Consider the following 19,440-nt stretch of genomic DNA (forward strand, 5'->3'; position numbering starts at 1 on the left):
ACAGCATGGCGGTAAGTACAAAACATTTCCTGTCCGACGATGTAGGCCTATTAGCTGTTTACGTTCGGGCGTTGGGTAGCTAAGAGAGAAGACAAACCGCCGCCGGTGCAACCAATGTTATTCGAGACTAAAGTTTTCAGTGCCATTGCACATTAAAATCAGCTAACTGATTATCTAGAAACTGTTTTTTCTCAAACCAATAGTCAAAAACCTCACCCTCTTTACTGCGTAAAATCAGGTAGAAGCCTCCTGTTTGGCCTGCTCTATCATCAACAATCTCGATTTCCCACCCAACATACTCCCCCTCATTAACAACACCTTTCTTTAAGATCATTTTGATTACTTAGTCTTTATATGGAACATGATTGTTAGAAATATAGTAAGCATGCGGTGAACTCACATTGACGCAACTCACCGGTTCTGCATCACACAGAATCGGTCAGTCGGTGAAGGTATTTTCCGGGAAGGGAAGCAGTTCGTGCAGACGTTCTTCTGGCCACTCAGGCAAGCGCGTCAGTACAGACTTTAACCACACATAAGGCTCAAGACCGTTGAGTCGAGCGGTTTCCAGCAGGCTCATGATTTGAGCGATGGCTGGCCTTACTCTGAGAAGGCCAGTGCTTAAAGGTCCCTTCGTTGATGCCTTGTGATTCACAGTACTGGCGACGAGTCAGGCCGCTGGCCCACCAGGCTTCAACATGGTGCTTTTTAAACTCAGAGGTGTATCGGTTAGGCATTTTATTTCTCCGTATGATGAACATAACGGCATGTTACCTAGACGAAAATCAATTGGAATGTGAGTTCACCGCACCATTACAGTTGAACGCTGCTTGCAGCGGCCCCGAAGGGGCGAGGCCCTGGATGGGTCGAGTATACCTAGCCAACACCGCCCGGATCTTGGCGCGGATTGGGTGCGGGAGAACGGCGAGTTGGTGATTGCTGGCGACTGGCTCACCGAGTCCAGCATTACCGATGCTGAACAACTGGAAGTGACCGCTGCACCCGGAGTGCTCCGGGTGCAGCGGCGGGAAGTGGAAGTTTTTAGGGCTTAAAAGCAAAAATCCCGGCCAGTTGGCCGGGATTTATTACAAGATTTAGATTAGATCTTCACCATTTAAAAGCACAATAATATTTTCCTCCCCTAGCTCTTTCCTGAGCATGTCTGCTACTTCAGAAGTGTTCAACTCAGGGAATGATTTATCATTGACTGACATCATAAAATATGACCTAGGTTCTTCAAGGCCAAACTCTTCCGCTATTAGTAGATCTGTTTCCTTTTTATATTTTTCAACTCGATCCTCAATAAACTTTAACTGTTCATGAGTTAACACTTCATCAGCAGCATACATAAGATATGACTGCTCAAATAAATAACCATAATTTAACTTAATTACATCTAGTTTAGGCTGCAATGACTCAACACCTAACTTGGTATAACATGTTATATCAATTGCCATCCCATTCTCCTACTTGATTCTTATCGGTTTACCCGATTGATCTATAACAATAATTTTATTCAATCCTTTAACAGGCCAATCACTAAATTGTTTCTGTAGATCACTAACACTTGCCTTTGTATCCGCTAGGTTAATAACAACACTATTTGTTTGCCCTTTTTCTACCTTTTTCTTTACTTCTCTCCATATATTTCTAATATTTCCAGAGCTTGGAGCATAGTTATCGAAAATTTCACCATTAATTTTATAATCAGGGTTCTTTATTCCCGATGTGAATGGGTTTTGTTCAACGTGAAAACCATTCTCCGAGAGTATTTTTGCACTTTCATTTTCTCTTACCAAAGAACGTATATTCTCAGGTGTTGCATTAGGGGGTAATTTAGTTTGTGAACCTGTTAAAGACCCCGTTGTTCCTTGGCCTGTACTCTTGGTTGCGCTAGTTGCCCCATTCGCAGCCAATTTTTCCAGACTGACACCCGCTGCCTTGGCACCGTAAACTATTCCCACCGTATCCTGGATGGTGATCGCTATCTTGGCCCAGCCGGGAACATCCTCCAAAGCTTGCTGATATTTTGCAGAGTAGGCCGCATCCTGAGACATCTTGGCCTTGGCCTGTTCAGGCGTATAACCCTGATCTACCAGCTTGAGCAGATCACGCGAGTAGTCCCCGATTAAATCACCGAATTTCGCCATTTCCTCCGGGAACTGGTCGCGTAAGTCGTAATAGGTCTGGTATTCCGCATAACCCTGATAGCTTTCTTTAGCTGCCTGTGCCAGCTTCAGTTCATGGATACATCCCGCACTGGCTCCATTAGCACAGGCATCCTTCAGATTCGCGTCACTGGTAAGATCCTTTTGTGTCAGGTTAGCCAGATCTTTCACTTCACTGTCGGTAATCGTGCCATTGGCCAGTGTGGTTTCCAGTTGCTGTTGGCGGATCTTATCGCTGGCGTTGAGATAGTTATTCTCCACAACAACGTGCTCCATCGTGAAGTTAACCGCCGCAACCCCTTTTTCCCTGTGCGGTCAGCCAGTTACAACCCCTTTTCGCCAGTGCATTTTCACACCGCCAACTTTTTGCCCCGACGCGCTTTTTTAGCCCGTGACGCCATTTTCCCCAGCACTATTAAAGAGCAACCGCTGCAACATCATAGCAGCGCTTTATCGCTTTGCCATTAGTCGTTTTAAGCGCGGCACTGAGGAGGTCACGGCTTGCCGTGACCGACGAAGAGCCTGCCGGGTGTGGGCTGGGGAGATGCACAGCAGGGTGGCAAAACGCGTAAAGGTTACCTCTGGGCCTACGTCAGTGGTGAAAAAACCGGCCCCGCCATCGTCTGCTTCGACAGCCAGCCGGGGCGTTCAGCGACGTATCCGCAAGCGTACCTGAGCGGCTGGAGTGGGAGTCTGGTGAGTGACGGATACGCGGCTTATCATTCCTTGAATAAAGGTGGCGACGTAGTCAACGTAGCCTGTTGGGCCCACGCCCGCCGGGGCTTTGCCGATCTGTTTAAAGCGAATCAGGATCCGTGGGCAGAAACGGCGCTGAAGATGATCGGTGAACTGTATAAGCTGGAAAAGAAGATCCGGCACCGACCGGTAGATAAGATCCGGCAGTGGCGACAGCGGTACTCGAAGCGCAAACTGGAGGTGTTGTGGACCTGGCTGGAGCGGCAGGTTGAAGCCTGCCCGCCGAACTCGGCATTATATAAAGCCATCCAGTATGCGCTGAATCACAAAACTGAACTTTGCCGATTCCTGGATGACGGCGGGTTGCCGATGGACAACAACCGATGCGAAAGAGCGATCCGTCCTGTGGTGATGGGGAGATCCAACTGGCTGTTTGCTGGATCATTGGCGGCAGGCCAACGCGCTGCAAAAATCATGAGCCTGCTGGAAACCGCTCGACTCAACGGTCTTGAGCCTTATGTGTGGTTAAAGTCTGTACTGACGCGCTTGCCTGAGTGGCCAGAAGAACGTCTGCACGAACTGCTTCCCTTCCCGGAAAATACCTTCACCGACTGACCGATTCTGTGTGAGGCAGAACCGGTGAGTTGCGTCAATGTGAGTTCACCGCATGCTTACTTACGAGCGCTGAACATCTGGAGGTAACCGCCGCGCCCGGTGTGCTCCGGTTGCAGCGGCGGGAAGTGGAGGTTTTCAGGGCTTAGAAGCAGTAACCCCAGCCAAGGCTGGGGTTACTTGTTTTAGTTGTAGTAGCTTAGACCGGACCTAACAGTCACCACCATTTAGGATAATTATTAAACGCTGCATATATTGCAGATTTTGCCTCGTCCGTTAACTTTTCTCTGCCTTTTGATACTGTGACATATCCATGCAGATCTTCCTTAGCACATGACCATTCAAGCCATCCTAAAACTGGATTTAAAATCAACTCAAAACATCCATTCATATCTTTAAGATGAGCTATATCATCATTCCGCATATTGTCGATAAATTCATCAAAGCATTGGCATTCAAGCCATGCCTGGGAACTGACATTCAAGCTATAACTAAATTTATTTACTTGAATAACCAAATTAAACTTCAATGATGGAATATGTTCATCAAGCTCTATTACGTCCAATGTGATATTGATCGGACTTGTAATTTCTATGTCCATTTAATTTGCCCCTAGATAACGAGCATGAATGACTGTTGGCAACTCACCAGCAGCGCGCGGAGGTTTGATTTCCAGTTGCCAACCATCGACTGTTATGCGCCCATATGACATACCGTTCTTTGTCGCGGTATCTAACGCAGCTTGAAAACTTCTGAGTTCTGTCTGGCTGGCAAGTCTGACCGCCTCTGGCGTATTAGTTACGGCTTTAGATGCCGCATATTCTGCCATGTGTTCTGTAGCATTGCCATGCACCCACACTTTTTGACCGTTAGGTAGTGTCATTTCAAAAGATTTAGGGATAACAGAACCAGGATAAACAGGCTGGGTTCCTTTTATAGAATCAAATACAGTACCAGTTTTGCCTATATCAGCAGCAATTGATTCGGCCTTACCACCAACACCATCAGGTAGTTTCTTACCTGGCAGGAACATACCCGCCAGCATTCCGCCCGTGGCTTCCAGAGCAAGCTGGTTACCTTGTGCGGCTTCTTTAACCTGCCCGGCAACCGCTTCCCAGGTTTCACTCTTCATCAGAGCTTTCAGCGTATCTGCCGCTGCCTGATTTTTACCTGCTAGATCGTTTAATGCTTGGGTACAGTAACTGTCTCCCATTGCGCAAGAGGTAAGCGCCATTGCCGCATCAGCACCGTAATCCGCCCCGCCTAATACCGCATCACCGGTATCTGCAGCCGCACCGATAATGCTGTTAACGATAGCAGACAATGTCCCTTCGCCAAGTTTATCCCTGACCTGATCTTTCAGGTTGGCCGTCACCTGTTTAACTGTTTCACGCGCCGCATCACCACTCAGCGAGTTATTCTCGAGAACAACGTGCTCCGTCGTGAAGTTTACCGCCGCAACCCCTTTTTCCCTGTGCAGTCAGCCAGTTACAACAACTTTTCGCCAGTGCATTTTCACACCGCCAACTTTTCGCCCCGACGCGCTTTTTCAGCCCGTGACGCCATTTTCCCCAGCACTGTTAAAGAGCAACCGCCGCAACATCATAGCAGTGCTTTATCGCTTTGCCATTAGTCGAAGCACCACATCGCGGCGGCGCGGGGCGGGACAGCCGCTTTTGGCTGGGCCGTGCCGCGCTGCCTGCCGGGCGTGGGCTGGCGAGGCCCACAAGGGCCGGAACGGCGCTCTGTAGCACACCTGCCCAAGCCGGGTGTTGACTTTGCATGACCACACAGAACCAGGGCGGGTTGTAGTGGATCACAAAATCAGGACACCTTCGTAGCCTTTTTCCACTGCTCTTCGTATTCACAGGGCGGTAATCCACCATTGTGCCGATGGGGGCGTACCGTGTTGTAATAACTTTGTATCCATTCACCGATATCTCGTACCGCATGATGGATATCCATATAACCCCCGACAGGCAGCCATTCACTTTTCAGGCTTCGGAACACTCTTTCCATTGGTGAGTTATCCAGGCAGTTACCCCTGCGGCTCATACTCTGCATCACTCCGTTCCTCCACAGTAACTGCCTGTATTTCTTACTCCTGTACTGCCCTCCCTGATCCGAATGAAACAGCAGCCTCTTTTCCTTTGGTCGCGTCTCCAGTGCATTACGCAGGGCTCGACACACCAGCTCGGCATCCGGGGATGACGATATGGCACTGCCCACTATCCGACGGGAGTAAAGGTCAATCACCAGTGCCAGGTAGCACCAGCCACCATTGACTTTGATATAGCTGATATCTCCACTCCACACACGATTGGGCTCCGACGGCTTAAACTGCCTTTTCAGTAAGTCTGGCGATGCCAGTGACGTCTCCCGTTCACCACGGTAACGAGGCTTGCCGGGTTGGCGACTCGCCAGACCACATTCCTGCATCAGCCTGCGGGCCAGCCAGCGCCCCACGTTATAACCCGACTGACGCATCAGCAGACTCAGTGTTCTGCTGCCGGCTGCTCCCCGGCTCTGTTGATGCAATTTCCGCACCTGAGCACGCAGTTGCAGACGTTTTACATCAACCCGCGAATTCAGCGAGGCATAGTAAACACTGCGCGTTACTTTGAGCAGGCGGCACAATTCGACCACCGACCATTTTGTTTTCAGCCGTGTGATTAACGCAAAGATTTGATGGGGAGCTCGCTCATCAACACGGCTGCCTGCTTTAGTATTTCTTTTTCCATTTCTAGCCGTTTAATCTGCGCTCTGAGCGACTGGATTTCACGTTGCTCTGGTGTCAGTGCAGGATTGTCCGGCGTCACCCCGCTGACTTCTTCTTTGTGCTGGCGTATCCATTTACGCAATTGGCTGGGGTCCAACTCCAGAGCGCGTGCAACCTCGATGGTTGACCGCTGATACTTAACGACCTGCTCAATAGCTTCCAGTTTGAATTCAGGAGAAAAACGGCGTTTGGTCTGTTTAGGTTGAGTCATTATCAATTACCTCAATTGGCTGTCATTAAATTAACAGGCTATTGAGGTGTCCGGTATTACTGATCCACTACAGTTGCAGCCACAGCAGATAATGGGCCATCCAGTACCCCAGACTCCCGTGAGGCCAGCGCCCAACCTGTAACAGCGGGACTGTCTTTTTATCTCTCAGCGCCATTTAGCACCTCCTGTTCCCTCCCCTGCTGACCGGGGGCGGTGGCAGGCGATTTTTTATTCCCCTTGATTACTGCGTTTGGCTCAACTCCAACCTCATCAGCCGCCAAGCCTTGTCCTGCCTCGGTTGAAGCCACTTTTTCGCCCTCCAACTTAGCCCCAACTTGGGGGCAACTTGGCACCAACTTGCTTTCCTCTGAGTCCAACTTGCACTCACTGCCCCCATTCACAACATTCATCGTGGGCGAGGGGGAAGCAGCCCGTTTATTTTTCACCTTGATTACTGCGTTTGGCTCAACCCCAACCACATCAGCCGCCAAGCCTGGCTCTGCCTCGGTTAAAGCCGCTTTGTCACCCTCCAACCTGGCCCCAACTTGGGAGCAACTTGGCACCAACTTGCTTTCTTCTGAGTCCAACTTGCACTTACTGCCTGCATGCTCATCCACATCAAGCAGGCCGCACAGATGGTTTTCATCACCGTTTTGGCCATCCCACAACAGTTCATACTGCAACAGATGCCCACGGCTACCGCCGTGCAGCAACAGGTATTCCATTTCGCTCAAGCGCAAGCAATGTACCTTGAGCTGGTTATCACTCCAGTGGGTGTAACCCCGGATATCCCGCCGGGTAAAGCGCACTTCCGCGCTCTGGCAACCCTGACGCGCTGCCATACCCTTCACCATGTCCTGTATCAGCAGCAACAGCTTGCGCGTTTGCGGCGGCATTTCGTCCAGCGTTCGCCCCAGCACTTCATGAGCAAGCCGATTCGCCAACTCGATATCAGACCGCTCGACCTCGATATACTCCAGCCATTCACCGCGATGCTGTACCCGCTTCACTTCCCGCTGGTACTGGTGCAACAGCGCTATCGACTGTATCAGCGTCAGGTATTTCATATGGTCGCGCCGGGTACGGGTTTTATCGCTCAGGAAGGTCAGTTGGTGCGCATACGGGTTCACCACCCGGAGCGGCCTTAACAGCCGTTGCGCGTTCTGGTGCAGCCGCGTCAGATACCCTTTTTCATTCGCCGCCAGCAGTCCTTCCAGCGTTTGACCGTGCCGCTGCATGGCGTGGATGGCTTGCGTCTGCTCCCGCGATTCGTTCACCGTCAGCACCAGACAGCGGTTCAGTAACTCTTCATCCACATCGATGGCCGTGGTGGTCAACATCAGCATCACCGGGCCTTGAACCTTGTATTCCCGCGTGACCAGTTCGCCGCTCTGCTCGTTCTTGCCCGTTGAGGCTATCTTTAACTCCCCGTCCGACTGCAACAGCTTGAGTGCATACGCCGCTTGCCTAACACCTTCCTCTTCTGCGATAGCCAGTATCTTGTGTTGCAGGCTGGTTTCACCCAGATAGTAGAGGCTCTGCCCGGTCATGGCGCTGTACTGGATACGTTCTTCTTCCGGCATCAGCCCCAGCACCGCGTCCATCAGCGACGATTTACCCGCCGCCGAGCTGCTCTGTATCAGCACCGCCAAGGGTTTATCCAGCTTGCGCGACGTCGCCGCCAGATACCCGGTCAGCAGATTCGACGATTCCCCCACCACGCCACAGGTGGCCAGGTCATCAACGATACGTGTAGCCAACGCCCCATCTTTCAACAACGCCAGCGCCGCCGCTTCATCCTCTGCACTCAACGCCACCGCCGCAGGCGTGGCCTGCTCTACCGCCTGCCGCGCCTCGTCCTGCTTCTGCTCCAGCAACAGCAGCAACCGCCCACACTCCCGCTTGATAACAGAAGTCTCACAGCCCAGCTCGACCGTGGCCACATTGATATAACTCTGGCGCTGTTTGGCGTGGTACATGTCCAACTGGTCAACGTGGAACGCCCCGGTAGACTCATCCCGCACCTGAACGTTAACCTTCATCACATCGGGTACGCTGTTCTTCTGCCAGCCCCGCACCCGCCACACGCGGGGGCCGCAGTGCATCAGCAGTTCACCGGACGCGGTGACTTCTCCCGCCACCGCCTCCGTGTGTGACACCGCAGGGGCGGCTAAAGAAGAAGGGGTTTCTGCGCTGGCGGTGTCATGCTCCAACGCCGCACCGAGCCGCTGCGCCTGCTCCAACGACAAGCCCAGCGCCCTTTCAGGATTGCCGCTCTTTAGTGCGTATTCATTCGCATCCAGCCCTTGCGGGAACCGCACCCGCCATGCGTCGATCCCCACCTCCAGCAGTTCACCCGCCACCGCTTCCGCGCCCCGATCCCCGGCCTCGTCACGGTCGAAGGCGATCAACACCCGTTTCACGCCGTGATACTGCAACGCCGCCCGATGCTCCGCCGTGAAGCCGTTCACCCCGTAGGCGGCGATCACGTTGCGGAACCCGGCACACCAGAAGGTCATGGCGTCGATCAGCGCTTCACACAGGATCACTTCCGAGGACGCTTTCAGCGCGGCTTCATTCCATACGCCAACCAGCGGCGACGACAGATACAGGTGTTTGGGATTCCCCTTGATAATCTTGTAATCCGGCTGGGTACGCCGCCCGTACAGTTGCAGCACCCGGCCACGGTTCGCTACGTTGGCCGACTCCGCCCAGCCGATCACCGGCATCACCACACAGCCCCTGAAGTGGTCTTGTCGGGTCGTTTCCCGCAACACACCCACGTCAACCAGCCGTTCCCGCAGCCGCCTACCCGCTTTCGATTGTGAGGAGGGTAACGCCCCGGCGATCCCATGCGCACCGGCGAACCCCAGCCGGAAGTGACTCATCAGTTCAGGATGATTGAGGCCACGGCTGACCAACCACTCTTGTGCCTCTGGCCACGCCAGTAACTGCTGATGATAGAAGTCGATCACCTGGTTAAGCAGTGCCTGACCATCGTCATCCAGATCGGCGAGCGTGGGCGGCACCGCAGGCGGCGAAGAAGAAGAGGCAACGGTGGCAGCAACGGAGGACGTTCCCGCCAGTTCACGCAGTCGCACCAGAGTTTGGGGGAAGGTGAGGCGCTCGGTCTGTTGCAGCCAGTCCAGCACCGACCCCGCCGCGCCACAGCCGAAGCAGTGATAGAGATTTTTGGCAGGCGAGATAACACAAGAGGGAGTTTTCTCGGTATGGAACGGGCAGAGCGTCACATAGTCCTTGCCCTGGCGTTTCAGCTCACGCCGCTGGCTTTGTGCCACGTTCAACAGCGACACGTCACGCTTTAACTGCTCCAGCTCTGCCGGGGTCATTTTGCCCATTCCGCTGCTCCTATAAAAACCGGTCAAGATTCTATTGTGCGTTATTTTAGTATCCGATATGCTACCATTGTCAAGCACACTTTATACGGAGGTTAAGATGACGGGATTGTTCTCTCACTGGTTGATGCCCATGAGTGTTTCCACACGTTTAGCCCATATCCGTAAGAGTAAAGGTTTGACCCAGCAGGCGCTGGCTGATGCTATCGGTTTGCATGTCACGCAGATTAAGCGTTACGAAGCTGGAACCTCTCAACCTTCTCTTGAAGCGATTAAGAAGATTGCACAGACCTTACGCGTTACCACTGACTCGCTGATTTTTGAAGAAGGGGAACTGGCTCCTGATGCTGATTTGGCGTTGCAGTTTCAGGCTATTTCCGGCATGGCACCAGAACAGCAGCAGGTTATCAAGCAACTGCTGGAAGGGATGATTATCAAGTATGAAGCTGAACGATGGTCATCGAAGATGAAGGGATAACACCAGATTTAGCGCAGTAACAACAGGTTGCACCCTGCTGTTACTGCTAACCACAACCAACTAGCAAGGAGTTGATCATGGCTACAAGCGATGATAAAGCAATACAACGCATTTCCCAAGCCGAGCGCTATTCACGCGCTCGGTTTCAGGCTATCAGTCTGCGGGGGAAGTGGCTCACCGAAGCCGGATTTACCGAAGGGATGCCGCTAAAAATACGCATCATGCCCGGCTGCATGGTGATCACTGCGCAGAACACCCGCGAGCTGTGGAGCTGTTTGGAAGGACTCAGCATTGAACCGTTTGACGATGCAGCAGCGGCCAACTGGCTCAAGCATTACCCCGGTGGCCTGATGTTTGTTGAGTGATAGCGACTAAGGAGAGATGCTGATGAACATCACTTTTACCCCTGAACCGATCCCGGAGCTGATATTGGCAGGCGATACGCTGGCGACACTCGGTTTTACCTGCGGCACCCCGTTACAACTGACGCTCCAGAACCACACACTGTGGATCACCCCCGTCACCGATGAAGCCGTTTGGGAGCAACTCTGTGAGGCCAGCCAACACCGCCCGGATCTTGGCGCGGATTGGGTGCGGGAGAACGGCGAGTTGGTGATTGCTGGCGACTGGCTCACCGAGTCCGGCATCACCGATGCTGAACAACTGGAAGTGACCGCCGCCCCCGGTGTGCTCCGATTACGGCGGCGAGAAGAGGACGTTTTCAGGGCATAGATACAGTAACCCCCCGACAGCTAAGCCGGGGGGTTATTTTATCGGCGTGGGGTGTCGGGGCGTAGCCCTGACCCGGTTGTTTTGTCGCACCGCCACCGCATGGCGGTAAGTACAAAACATTTCCTGTCCGACGATTTCGTCTGATTAACGGCTCACCTTCGGACATTGGGCAGCTAAGAGAGAAGACGAACCGCCGTCACTCTGTGGAACAACAGGAAGCCACCGCTGCAACCAATGTGATTCGGTTGCAGCAGCGGGATTTAAGAGGGGTTAGGATTTGAGATCAACCACCTCGGCCATCGGTCGAGGTAGTTCATTAGAACGGCGAAAATAAAATACTCTTATTATCACGATCAGCCTGATCTATTAATGCAATCACAGATAATAGGTAATCATGAACATCTTGCTCTGATGGCACATCTTTCATTAAGTTATTAATCTCCTTACGAAGATCAGCAAGTTGCTCGTCACTAAAAAGCTCCATGTCACAGTTAGATAACTCAGATAACAATGGGTATTTACAGTGATCACCCCTGATTAAAAAGCTTTCATTTCCCGGAAAGTCTTCCAATGAAGTAATGCTTTCACCAATAACTTTATCCCATAAGTAAACAATAAACATATAGTTACCTTACCACCGCTTTACCTGGGAACGTATTGACCAAATTACCTTGCTTATCAGTGATGACAGTCATAATTGACGTTGGCGTACTGTTGTTCATTGCATCAACCCCAATATTTTTCCCCATATCCACAGTACGAATATAGTTACCAGTAGAAGGTGAATATTGCACTGATGTCTTCACTACAGTATCTGATTGCAAGATCGTCTTCAGTTCATCCTTCGTTACAGTGAAGTGTGACTTATTAGATCCCCATTCCCCACCATGTTTCTTCCAAGCATATTCTAGCCCTGAAGCTGTCGAACCATCACCATTTCTGAGGTTAACTCTGGACTGAACAATAGAGTCTTTCCACACTTCCTTAGCAGCGTTAGCCGCCGCAGCTTCAGCTTTCGCCGCAGTCGCCTCTGCCGCTGTCTTACCGATACCAATGGCACCACCGGCCCCTACGCCACCCGGTACGATAGCCTCCGACATCTGGATACCGGCATTATTCAGACACAACACCACATTACCCGCACAAGCCTGTATCACGGCTTTCGCTGCCGCTGCGATTTCAGGTGTGGCCGCTGCCAGTACGCCACCTCCAAGACCAGCCGGAAGCGCTACCATCAGCGCATCGTTCATCGCAAGCCCTTTCTGACAGGACGCGGAACTTGGGTCAGTGCTGCAAGAAGCAATGTTCTTACCATGATCCTGCACGAACTGGGTTTGAGTTTCCTCATTTCCGCCAAGTAGGTTGTTGTCCGCCGCGTTCTTGCCTGCCTGCGCTCCTGCCACAGCACCCGCCGTGCTGTCATCCGTCACGCCTCCGGCAAGCCCTGCCGCCAGCGTTCCCAGCATACTGATCGTCTGTTTCTCGCTTTCGCTCAGATCGCTGACGTCACGCCCTGGATACAACTGTTTCAAGACAAGCTGCGCCATCAGTTCGCCACTGACGGCACCCGCAGCCCCAGCCACTGCATTATTGCCACTGGCATAGGCGGTGACCGCACCCACTACCGCGTGAGCCATCGCTCGGCTGGCTTCGTTCGGGGCCAGTTTATGGATCTGCTCTGCCAGGTATGGCGCTGCTGCACCACTCAGCGCCTGCGCCATATTCCCACCCGCCAGACCTTGGATCGCTGCCGTGGCCGCCTGGATACCCTGCTGGATCGCGCTGCCGGTGCCCCATTGCGCTTGCGTGGTTTTATAGGCAGACGAACTCGTCAGTAACCTATCATACGCCGCTCGCTCTTCCGCTGTCGCATTCGGCCCCGGTGCCTTGATGCCCTTGGCTTCCAGTTCTGCACGACCGGCATTCGTCGCCAGGATCTTGCCTTGCGTCGCCGCAATGTCTATCGCCTGACCACCGATTTCACCCAGCAACTGCGCTTCCCTTAACCGGTTCTGCTCCTTCTCGCGGTCAAATATTTGCCCGATACTGCCGTTGGCATTCTCGGTGTCGCGGCTCAGGTCGTTCACATCCTGTTTCTGGTTGGCCGGGTCACGGATGATGATCGTGCCGTCACTCACCGCCGCCTGTGTTGTCCCTTCGGCATTCCCGCTGTGGTTGGCCCCCGCCAGCGACAGGTTGTTGCTGTTCGACAGCACGTTACCCAGCAGGCTGCCGCCGGTGCTGAAGCTGCCCCCTTGATGCTCGGCCTTGAACTCCGCTTGGTTCTTGATATCACTAAAGCCCAGCGTACCGGTATCCAGCTTATTCTTGTCTGCCGGGGCGGTGCTGGCAATAACCGCGCCGTCCAACTGCGTGTGGTTCCCCACCGTAATGTCGAACCCACCTTTGCCGGCAAAGAGGCCCGTCTGCTCCTGCACGCTATCATAGTTGCTGAAGATGGCCCCGGACGGTCGATCTCCAACTGAACACCATTTTTCCCTGTGCGGTCAGCCAGTTACAACCCATTTTCACCAGTGCATTTTCACACCGCCAACTTTTTGCCCCGACGCGCTTTTTTAGCCCGTAACGCCATTTTCCCCAGCACTGTTAAAGAGCAACCGCCGCAACATCATAGCAGTGCTTTATCGCTTTGCCATTAGTCGAAGCACCACATCGCGGCGGCGCGGGGCGGGACAGCCGCTTTTGGCTGGGCCGTGCCGCGCTGCCTGCCGGGCGTGGGCTGGCGAGGCCCACAAGGGCCGGAACGGCGCTCTGTAGCACACCTGCCAAGCCGGGTGTTGATTTTGCATGACCACACAGAACCAGGGCGGGCGCGGAAGCTGGCCGGAACGGGAACGAGCAAGGAGCGGGCGACTGCGAGCCGTTACGGACAGACGCAGCCGGGCGGGCATTAACTTTTTAAGCGGAGGCCGAAGGCCGACAACAGATGAGGGGGTTGCTGAGGGAACGCGGATACCTGGAAGCGGCGGGAGCTGGCGAGCGGCGCGCTGCACCGGACTTTGTGAACACCGGAGCCAACAGCGGCAGGAGCCTGCGACTGGCGCGTTGTAGTGGATCACAAAATCAGGACACCTTCGTAGCCTTTTTCCCCTTGCCCTGGCGAACCATGACCGTTCCCTTTTCCATATTGATGCTGTTCACGGTCAACTGGCACAGTTCGGTTCGGCGTAGCCCACTGCCGTAGAGCACTTCCAGTATCGCCCGGTCACGCAGCCCTTGAACCGTATGGATATCGGGTTGCCTCAACACTTTCTCGACCTCTTCCGGGCTGAGCACGTCCTGTGGCAACCGTTGTCCCACCTTAGGCAACTCCAGCTCGGAGGCCGGATTGGCTTTCAGGATATGCCGCTTGGCCAACCAGGCAAAGAAGCGCTTTATCTGCGCCAGGTGAGTACATTGAGTACTCACCGCCAGCGGCTCACCGTTGCTTTTACGCCAGTAATAAAGCCGTTGCTGGTAGCTCTCCAGGGCCGCCAGCGTGATGGCCTCAGGCTGTTCCAACCCGCGCAGGTGACACCACTCATGCAGCCGCTCCAACGGGTGCGAGGTGGTGCGTAACGCCACGCCTGTCGACAGGTTATGCTGTTGCAGCCACAGCAGATAATGGGCCATCCAGTACCCCAGACTCCCGTGAGGCCAGCGCCCAACCTGTAACAGCGGGACTGTCTTTTTATCTCTCAGCGCCATTTAGCACCTCCTGTTCCCTCCCCTGCTGACCGGGGGCGGTGGCAGGCGATTTTTTATTCCCCTTGATTACTGCGTTTGGCTCAACTCCAACCTCATCAGCCGCCAAGCCTTGTCCTGCCTCGGTTGAAGCCACTTTTTCGCCCTCCAACTTAGCCCCAACTTGGGGGCAACTTGGCACCAACTTGCTTTCCTCTGAGTCCAACTTGCACTCACTGCCCCCATTCACAACATTCATCGTGGGCGAGGGGGAAGCAGCCCGTTTATTTTTCACCTTGATTACTGCGTTTGGCTCAACCCCAACCACATCAGCCGCCAAGCCTGGCTCTGCCTCGGTTAAAGCCGCTTTGTCACCCTCCAACCTGGCCCCAACTTGGGAGCAACTTGGCACCAACTTGCTTTCTTCTGAGTCCAACTTGCACTTACTGCCTGCATGCTCATCCACATCAAGCAGGCCGCACAGATGGTTTTCATCACCGTTTTGGCCATCCCACAACAGTTCATACTGCAACAGATGCCCACGGCTACCGCCGTGCAGCAACAGGTATTCCATTTCGCTCAAGCGCAAGCAATGTACCTTGAGCTGGTTATCACTCCAGTGGGTGTAACCCCGGATATCCCGCCGGGTAAAGCGCACTTCCGCGCTCTGGCAACCCTGACGCGCTGCCATACCCTTCACCATGTCCTGTATCAGCAGCAACAGCTTGCGCGTTTGCGGCGGCATTTCGTCCAGCGTTCGCCCCAGCACTTCATGAGCAAGCCGATTCGCCAACTCGATATCAGACCGCTCGACCTCGATATACTCCAGCCATTCACCGCGATGCTGTACCCGCTTCACTTCCCGCTGGTACTGGTGCAACAGCGCTATCGACTGTATCAGCGTCAGGTATTTCATATGGTCGCGCCGGGTACGGGTTTTATCGCTCAGGAAGGTCAGTTGGTGCGCATACGGGTTCACCACCCGGAGCGGCCTTAACAGCCGTTGCGCGTTCTGGTGCAGCCGCGTCAGATACCCTTTTTCATTCGCCGCCAGCAGTCCTTCCAGCGTTTGACCGTGCCGCTGCATGGCGTGGATGGCTTGCGTCTGCTCCCGCGATTCGTTCACCGTCAGCACCAGACAGCGGTTCAGTAACTCTTCATCCACATCGATGGCCGTGGTGGTCAACATCAGCATCACCGGGCCTTGAACCTTGTATTCCCGCGTGACCAGTTCGCCGCTCTGCTCGTTCTTGCCCGTTGAGGCTATCTTTAACTCCCCGTCCGACTGCAACAGCTTGAGTGCATACGCCGCTTGCCTAACACCTTCCTCTTCTGCGATAGCCAGTATCTTGTGTTGCAGGCTGGTTTCACCCAGATAGTAGAGGCTCTGCCCGGTCATGGCGCTGTACTGGATACGTTCTTCTTCCGGCATCAGCCCCAGCACCGCGTCCATCAGCGACGATTTACCCGCCGCCGAGCTGCTCTGTATCAGCACCGCCAAGGGTTTATCCAGCTTGCGCGACGTCGCCGCCAGATACCCGGTCAGCAGATTCGACGATTCCCCCACCACGCCACAGGTGGCCAGGTCATCAACGATACGTGTAGCCAACGCCCCATCTTTCAACAACGCCAGCGCCGCCGCTTCATCCTCTGCACTCAACGCCACCGCCGCAGGCGTGGCCTGCTCTACCGCCTGCCGCGCCTCGTCCTGCTTCTGCTCCAGCAACAGCAGCAACCGCCCACACTCCCGCTTGATAACAGAAGTCTCACAGCCCAGCTCGACCGTGGCCACATTGATATAACTCTGGCGCTGTTTGGCGTGGTACATGTCCAACTGGTCAACGTGGAACGCCCCGGTAGACTCATCCCGCACCTGAACGTTAACCTTCATCACATCGGGTACGCTGTTCTTCTGCCAGCCCCGCACCCGCCACACGCGGGGGCCGCAGTGCATCAGCAGTTCACCGGACGCGGTGACTTCTCCCGCCACCGCCTCCGTGTGTGACACCGCAGGGGCGGCTAAAGAAGAAGGGGTTTCTGCGCTGGCGGTGTCATGCTCCAACGCCGCACCGAGCCGCTGCGCCTGCTCCAACGACAAGCCCAGCGCCCTTTCAGGATTGCCGCTCTTTAGTGCGTATTCGTTCGCATCCAGCCCTTGCGGGAACCGCACCCGCCATGCTTCTATGCCTGCCGCCTGCAACTGCTCGGCAACCGCTTCCGCGCCCCGATCCCCGGCCTCGTCCCGATCGAAGGCGATCAACACCCGTTTCACGCCGTGATACTGCAACGCCGCCAGATGCTCCGCCGTGAAGCCGTTCACCCCGTAGGCAGCGATCACGTTGCGGAACCCGGCACACCAGAAGGTCATGGCGTCGATCAGCGCTTCACACAGGATCACTTCCGAGGACGCTTTCAGCGCGGCTTCATTCCATACCCCGACCAGCGGCGACGACAGATACAGGTGTTTGGGATTCCCCTTGATAATCTTGTAATCCGGCTTGATACGCCGCCCGTACAGTTGCAGCACCCGGCCACGGTTCGCCACGTTGGCCGACTCCGCCCAACCGATCACCGGCATCACCACACAGCCCCGGAAGTGGTCTTGTCGGGTCGTTTCCCGCAACACACCCACTTCCGCCAACCGTTCACGCAGCCGCCTGCCTTCCTTGCTCGATTTTGAGGGCAACACCCCGGCACTGCCGCCAACGCCATGATGACCCGCGAACCCCAACCGGAAGTGACTCACCAGTTCGGGGTGTGTCAGCCCACGGCTGATCAGCCATTCCTGGGCTTCGGGCGACTCAAGCAGCTGTTGGTGATAGAAGTCGATCACCTGATTAAGCAGTGCCTGGCCATCGTCGTCCAGATCGGCGAGCGTGGGCCGCACCGCAGGCGGCGAAGAAGAAGGGGCAGCAGTAGCAGCAACGGAGGACGTTCCCGCCAGTTCCCGCAGCCGGACCAGAGTTTGGGGGAAGGTGAGGCGCTCGGTCTGTTGCAGCCAGTCCAGCACCGAACCTGCCGCGCCACAGCCGAAGCAGTGATAAAGATTTTTGGCAGGCGAGATAACGCAAGAGGGAGTTTTCTCCCGGTGGAACGGGCATAGCGTGACATAGTCCTTGCCCTGGCGTTTCAGCTCACGCCGTTGGCTATGTGCCACGTTCAACAGCGACACGTCACGCTTTAACTGCTCCAGCTCTGCCGGGGTCATTTTGCCCATTCCGCTGCTCCTATAAAAACCGGTCAAGATTCTATTGTGCGTTATTTTAGTATCCGATATGCTACCATTGTCAAGCACACTTTATACGGAGGTTAAGATGACGGGATTGTTCTCTCACTGGTTGATGTCCATGAGTGTTTCCACACGTTTAGCCCATATCCGTAAGAGTAAAGGTTTGACCCAGCAGGCGCTGGCTGATGCTATCGGTTTGCATGTCACGCAGATTAAGCGTTACGAAGCTGGAACCTCTCAACCTTCTCTTGAAGCGATTAAGAAGATTGCACAGACCTTACGCGTTACCACTGACTCGCTGATTTTTGAAGAAGGAGAACTGGCTCCTGATGCTGATTTGGCGTTACAGTTTCAGGCTATTTCCGGCATGGCACCAGAACAGCAGCAGGTTATCAAGCAACTGCTGGAAGGGATGATTATCAAGTATGAAGCTGAACGATGGTCATCGAAGATGAAGGGATAACACCAGATTTAGCGCAGTAACAACAGGTTGCACCCTGCTGTTACTGCTAACCACAACCAACTAGCAAGGAGTTGATCATGGCTGCAAGCGATGATAAAGCAATACAACGCATTTCCCAAGCCGAGCGCTATTCACGCGCACGGTTTCAGGCGATCAGTCTGCGAGGGAAGTGGCTCACCGAGGCCGGATTTACCGAAGGGATGCCGTTAAAAATACGCATCATGCCCGGCTGCATGGTGATCACTGCGCAGAACACCCGCGAGCTATGGAGCTGTTTGGAAGGACTCAGCATTGAACCGTTTGACGATGCAGCAGCGGCCAACTGGCTCAAGCATTACCCCGGTGGCCTGATGTTTGTTGAGTGATAGCGACTAAGGAGAGATGCTGATGAACATCACTTTTACCCCTGAACCGATCCCGGAGCTGATATTGGCAGGCGATACGCTGGCGACATTCGGTTTTACCTGTGGCACGCCGTTACAACTGACGCTCCAGAACCACACGCTGTGGATCACCCCCGTCACCGACGAAGCCGTTTGGGAACAACTCTGCGAAGCCAGCCAACACCGCCCGGATCTTGGCGCGGATTGGGTGCGGGAGAACGGCGAGTTGGTGATTGCTGGCGACTGGCTGACCGAGTCCGGCATTACTGCCGCTGAACAACTGGAAGTCACCACCGCCCCCGGTGTTATCCGGTTGCAGCGGCGGGAAAATGGTATGTTCAAGGCTTAGATGTAGGAACCCCGGCCAGTTGGCCGGGATCTATCACCGGATAATTAATTCTCTTAAATGTTTTAAACTAACATCACTAACATCCATTTTAAGTTCATTACAAATAGTTATAGCTAAATCATATTCAGTCTGACTAATCGGTACTTCATATTCGCTTAAATGATCACAAATCGTTTCGAAAGCTAACCCTCTTTCACCATGCCCTACATAACCAATTGCATCCTGAAGCATTTCATCATCTAAGCGTTCCTTAAAAAGGCCGCCAAAATATGTTATTTTTTTATCTAACTCGTTCACTTA

18 protein-coding genes and 4 pseudogenes are annotated in these 19,440 nt (G+C 54.0%); 8 read left to right on the forward strand and 14 right to left on the reverse strand.

The genetic code is table 11. The annotated features are described in order from the left end of the window. Nucleotides 1–136: 136 nt before the first annotated feature. The 3 genes and pseudogenes from OK023_RS09820 to tnpA form a co-directional block, all read right to left on the reverse strand. Nucleotides 137–334: a hypothetical protein gene (locus tag OK023_RS09820; RefSeq protein WP_317692549.1), complete on the reverse strand. Its 198-nt coding sequence runs from the start codon at nt 332–334 to the stop codon at nt 137–139. A 105-nt stretch (nt 335–439) separates the two neighbouring features. Beyond that, nucleotides 440–589: pseudogene (locus OK023_RS09825) on the reverse strand (transposase domain-containing protein); the annotation flags it as partial. Then, the gene (tnpA, locus tag OK023_RS19210; RefSeq protein WP_411569353.1) at nt 543–761 is read right to left on the reverse strand and encodes an IS66 family insertion sequence element accessory protein TnpA; all 219 of its coding nucleotides are present in this window, start codon (nt 759–761) and stop codon (nt 543–545) included. The pseudogene OK023_RS09825 and the gene tnpA, both read right to left, overlap by 47 nt. A gap of 150 nt (nt 762–911) precedes the next feature. Here tnpA and OK023_RS09830 point away from each other — a divergent pair, with 150 nt between their 5' ends. Continuing rightward, complete coding sequence (locus tag OK023_RS09830) at nt 912–1,052, forward strand: hypothetical protein (protein ID WP_317697843.1); 141 nt, start codon at nt 912–914, stop codon at nt 1,050–1,052. A gap of 42 nt (nt 1,053–1,094) precedes the next feature. On the opposite strand, the gene OK023_RS09835 is transcribed toward OK023_RS09830, so the two are convergent. Then, nucleotides 1,095–1,457, reverse strand: coding sequence for a hypothetical protein (locus OK023_RS09835; protein ID WP_317692551.1), 363 nt, complete (start codon nt 1,455–1,457; stop codon nt 1,095–1,097). A gap of 9 nt (nt 1,458–1,466) precedes the next feature. Then, nucleotides 1,467–2,429 (reverse strand): DUF6862 domain-containing protein, encoded by a 963-nt coding sequence (locus tag OK023_RS09840; protein ID WP_317692552.1) that lies wholly within the window; start codon nt 2,427–2,429, stop codon nt 1,467–1,469. 282 nt (nt 2,430–2,711) lie between these two features. Here OK023_RS09840 and tnpC point away from each other — a divergent pair. After that, nucleotides 2,712–3,479: pseudogene (tnpC, locus tag OK023_RS09845) on the forward strand (IS66 family transposase); the annotation flags it as partial. A 214-nt stretch (nt 3,480–3,693) separates the two neighbouring features. Here the strand turns inward: tnpC and OK023_RS09850 are convergent. The 4 genes and pseudogenes from OK023_RS09850 to OK023_RS09865 form a co-directional block, all read right to left on the reverse strand. Further along, the gene (locus OK023_RS09850; RefSeq protein WP_317692553.1) at nt 3,694–4,077 is read right to left on the reverse strand and encodes a hypothetical protein; all 384 of its coding nucleotides are present in this window, start codon (nt 4,075–4,077) and stop codon (nt 3,694–3,696) included. Beyond that, nucleotides 4,078–4,902, reverse strand: a pseudogene (locus tag OK023_RS09855) (hypothetical protein); the annotation flags it as partial. Between the two features lie 398 nt (nt 4,903–5,300). Next, nucleotides 5,301–6,466 (reverse strand): IS3 family transposase gene (locus tag OK023_RS09860; protein WP_317692555.1). Its coding sequence is split into 2 segments (ribosomal slippage): nt 5,301–6,202 and nt 6,202–6,466, totalling 1,167 coding nucleotides; the frame shifts between segments, so codons are not numbered across the junction. 158 nt (nt 6,467–6,624) lie between these two features. Then, nucleotides 6,625–9,825 carry a CHC2 zinc finger domain-containing protein gene (locus OK023_RS09865; protein WP_317692556.1) on the reverse strand — a complete coding sequence of 1,067 codons (3,201 nt, stop codon included), beginning with the start codon at nt 9,823–9,825 and terminating at the stop codon, nt 6,625–6,627. A gap of 130 nt (nt 9,826–9,955) precedes the next feature. Here OK023_RS09865 and OK023_RS09870 point away from each other — a divergent pair, with 130 nt between their 5' ends. The 3 genes from OK023_RS09870 to OK023_RS09880 all read left to right on the forward strand — a co-directional run bounded on the left by OK023_RS09870 (nt 9,956) and on the right by OK023_RS09880 (nt 11,032). Beyond that, nucleotides 9,956–10,300, forward strand: coding sequence for a helix-turn-helix transcriptional regulator (locus OK023_RS09870; RefSeq protein ID WP_317697625.1), 345 nt, complete (start codon nt 9,956–9,958; stop codon nt 10,298–10,300). Between the two features lie 77 nt (nt 10,301–10,377). Further along, nucleotides 10,378–10,665 (forward strand): SymE family type I addiction module toxin, encoded by a 288-nt coding sequence (locus OK023_RS09875; RefSeq protein ID WP_317692557.1) that lies wholly within the window; start codon nt 10,378–10,380, stop codon nt 10,663–10,665. Nucleotides 10,666–10,687: 22 nt separating this feature from the next. Further along, nucleotides 10,688–11,032, forward strand: coding sequence for a hypothetical protein (locus OK023_RS09880; protein WP_317692558.1), 345 nt, complete (start codon nt 10,688–10,690; stop codon nt 11,030–11,032). Nucleotides 11,033–11,348: 316 nt separating this feature from the next. Here the strand turns inward: OK023_RS09880 and OK023_RS09885 are convergent, their stop codons facing one another. The 4 genes and pseudogenes from OK023_RS09885 to OK023_RS09900 form a co-directional block, all read right to left on the reverse strand. After that, nucleotides 11,349–11,654, reverse strand: a complete 306-nt coding sequence (locus OK023_RS09885; protein ID WP_317692559.1) for a hypothetical protein — start codon at nt 11,652–11,654, stop codon at nt 11,349–11,351. Between the two features lie 4 nt (nt 11,655–11,658). Continuing rightward, nucleotides 11,659–13,485 (reverse strand): annotated as a pseudogene (locus OK023_RS09890) (VENN motif pre-toxin domain-containing protein); the annotation flags it as partial. A 631-nt stretch (nt 13,486–14,116) separates the two neighbouring features. After that, a complete protein-coding gene (locus OK023_RS09895; RefSeq protein WP_317692560.1) occupies nt 14,117–14,740 on the reverse strand; it encodes a tyrosine-type recombinase/integrase in 624 nt (207 codons plus the stop codon). After that, nucleotides 14,724–17,933, reverse strand: coding sequence for a CHC2 zinc finger domain-containing protein (locus OK023_RS09900; RefSeq protein ID WP_317692561.1), 3,210 nt, complete (start codon nt 17,931–17,933; stop codon nt 14,724–14,726). The genes OK023_RS09895 and OK023_RS09900 overlap by 17 nt, the downstream gene beginning before the upstream one ends. Nucleotides 17,934–18,063: 130 nt before the next feature. Between OK023_RS09900 and OK023_RS09905 the strand changes: the two genes are divergently transcribed. The 3 genes from OK023_RS09905 to OK023_RS09915 all read left to right on the forward strand — a co-directional run bounded on the left by OK023_RS09905 (nt 18,064) and on the right by OK023_RS09915 (nt 19,140). Further along, a complete protein-coding gene (locus tag OK023_RS09905) occupies nt 18,064–18,408 on the forward strand; it encodes a helix-turn-helix transcriptional regulator (RefSeq protein ID WP_317697625.1) in 345 nt (114 codons plus the stop codon). Nucleotides 18,409–18,485: 77 nt separating this feature from the next. Further along, nucleotides 18,486–18,773, forward strand: coding sequence for a SymE family type I addiction module toxin (locus tag OK023_RS09910; RefSeq protein WP_317692562.1), 288 nt, complete (start codon nt 18,486–18,488; stop codon nt 18,771–18,773). 22 nt (nt 18,774–18,795) lie between these two features. Continuing rightward, nucleotides 18,796–19,140, forward strand: a complete 345-nt coding sequence (locus OK023_RS09915) for a hypothetical protein (protein ID WP_317692563.1) — start codon at nt 18,796–18,798, stop codon at nt 19,138–19,140. A gap of 33 nt (nt 19,141–19,173) precedes the next feature. Here the strand turns inward: OK023_RS09915 and OK023_RS09920 are convergent, their stop codons facing one another. Then, a complete protein-coding gene (locus OK023_RS09920; protein WP_317692564.1) occupies nt 19,174–19,437 on the reverse strand; it encodes a MafI family immunity protein in 264 nt (87 codons plus the stop codon). Nucleotides 19,438–19,440 lie beyond the last annotated feature (3 nt).

The sequence above is a fragment of the Serratia sp. UGAL515B_01 genome (genome assembly GCF_033095805.1).
In the GTDB taxonomy this organism is placed as follows: Bacteria; Pseudomonadota; Gammaproteobacteria; order Enterobacterales; family Enterobacteriaceae; genus Chania.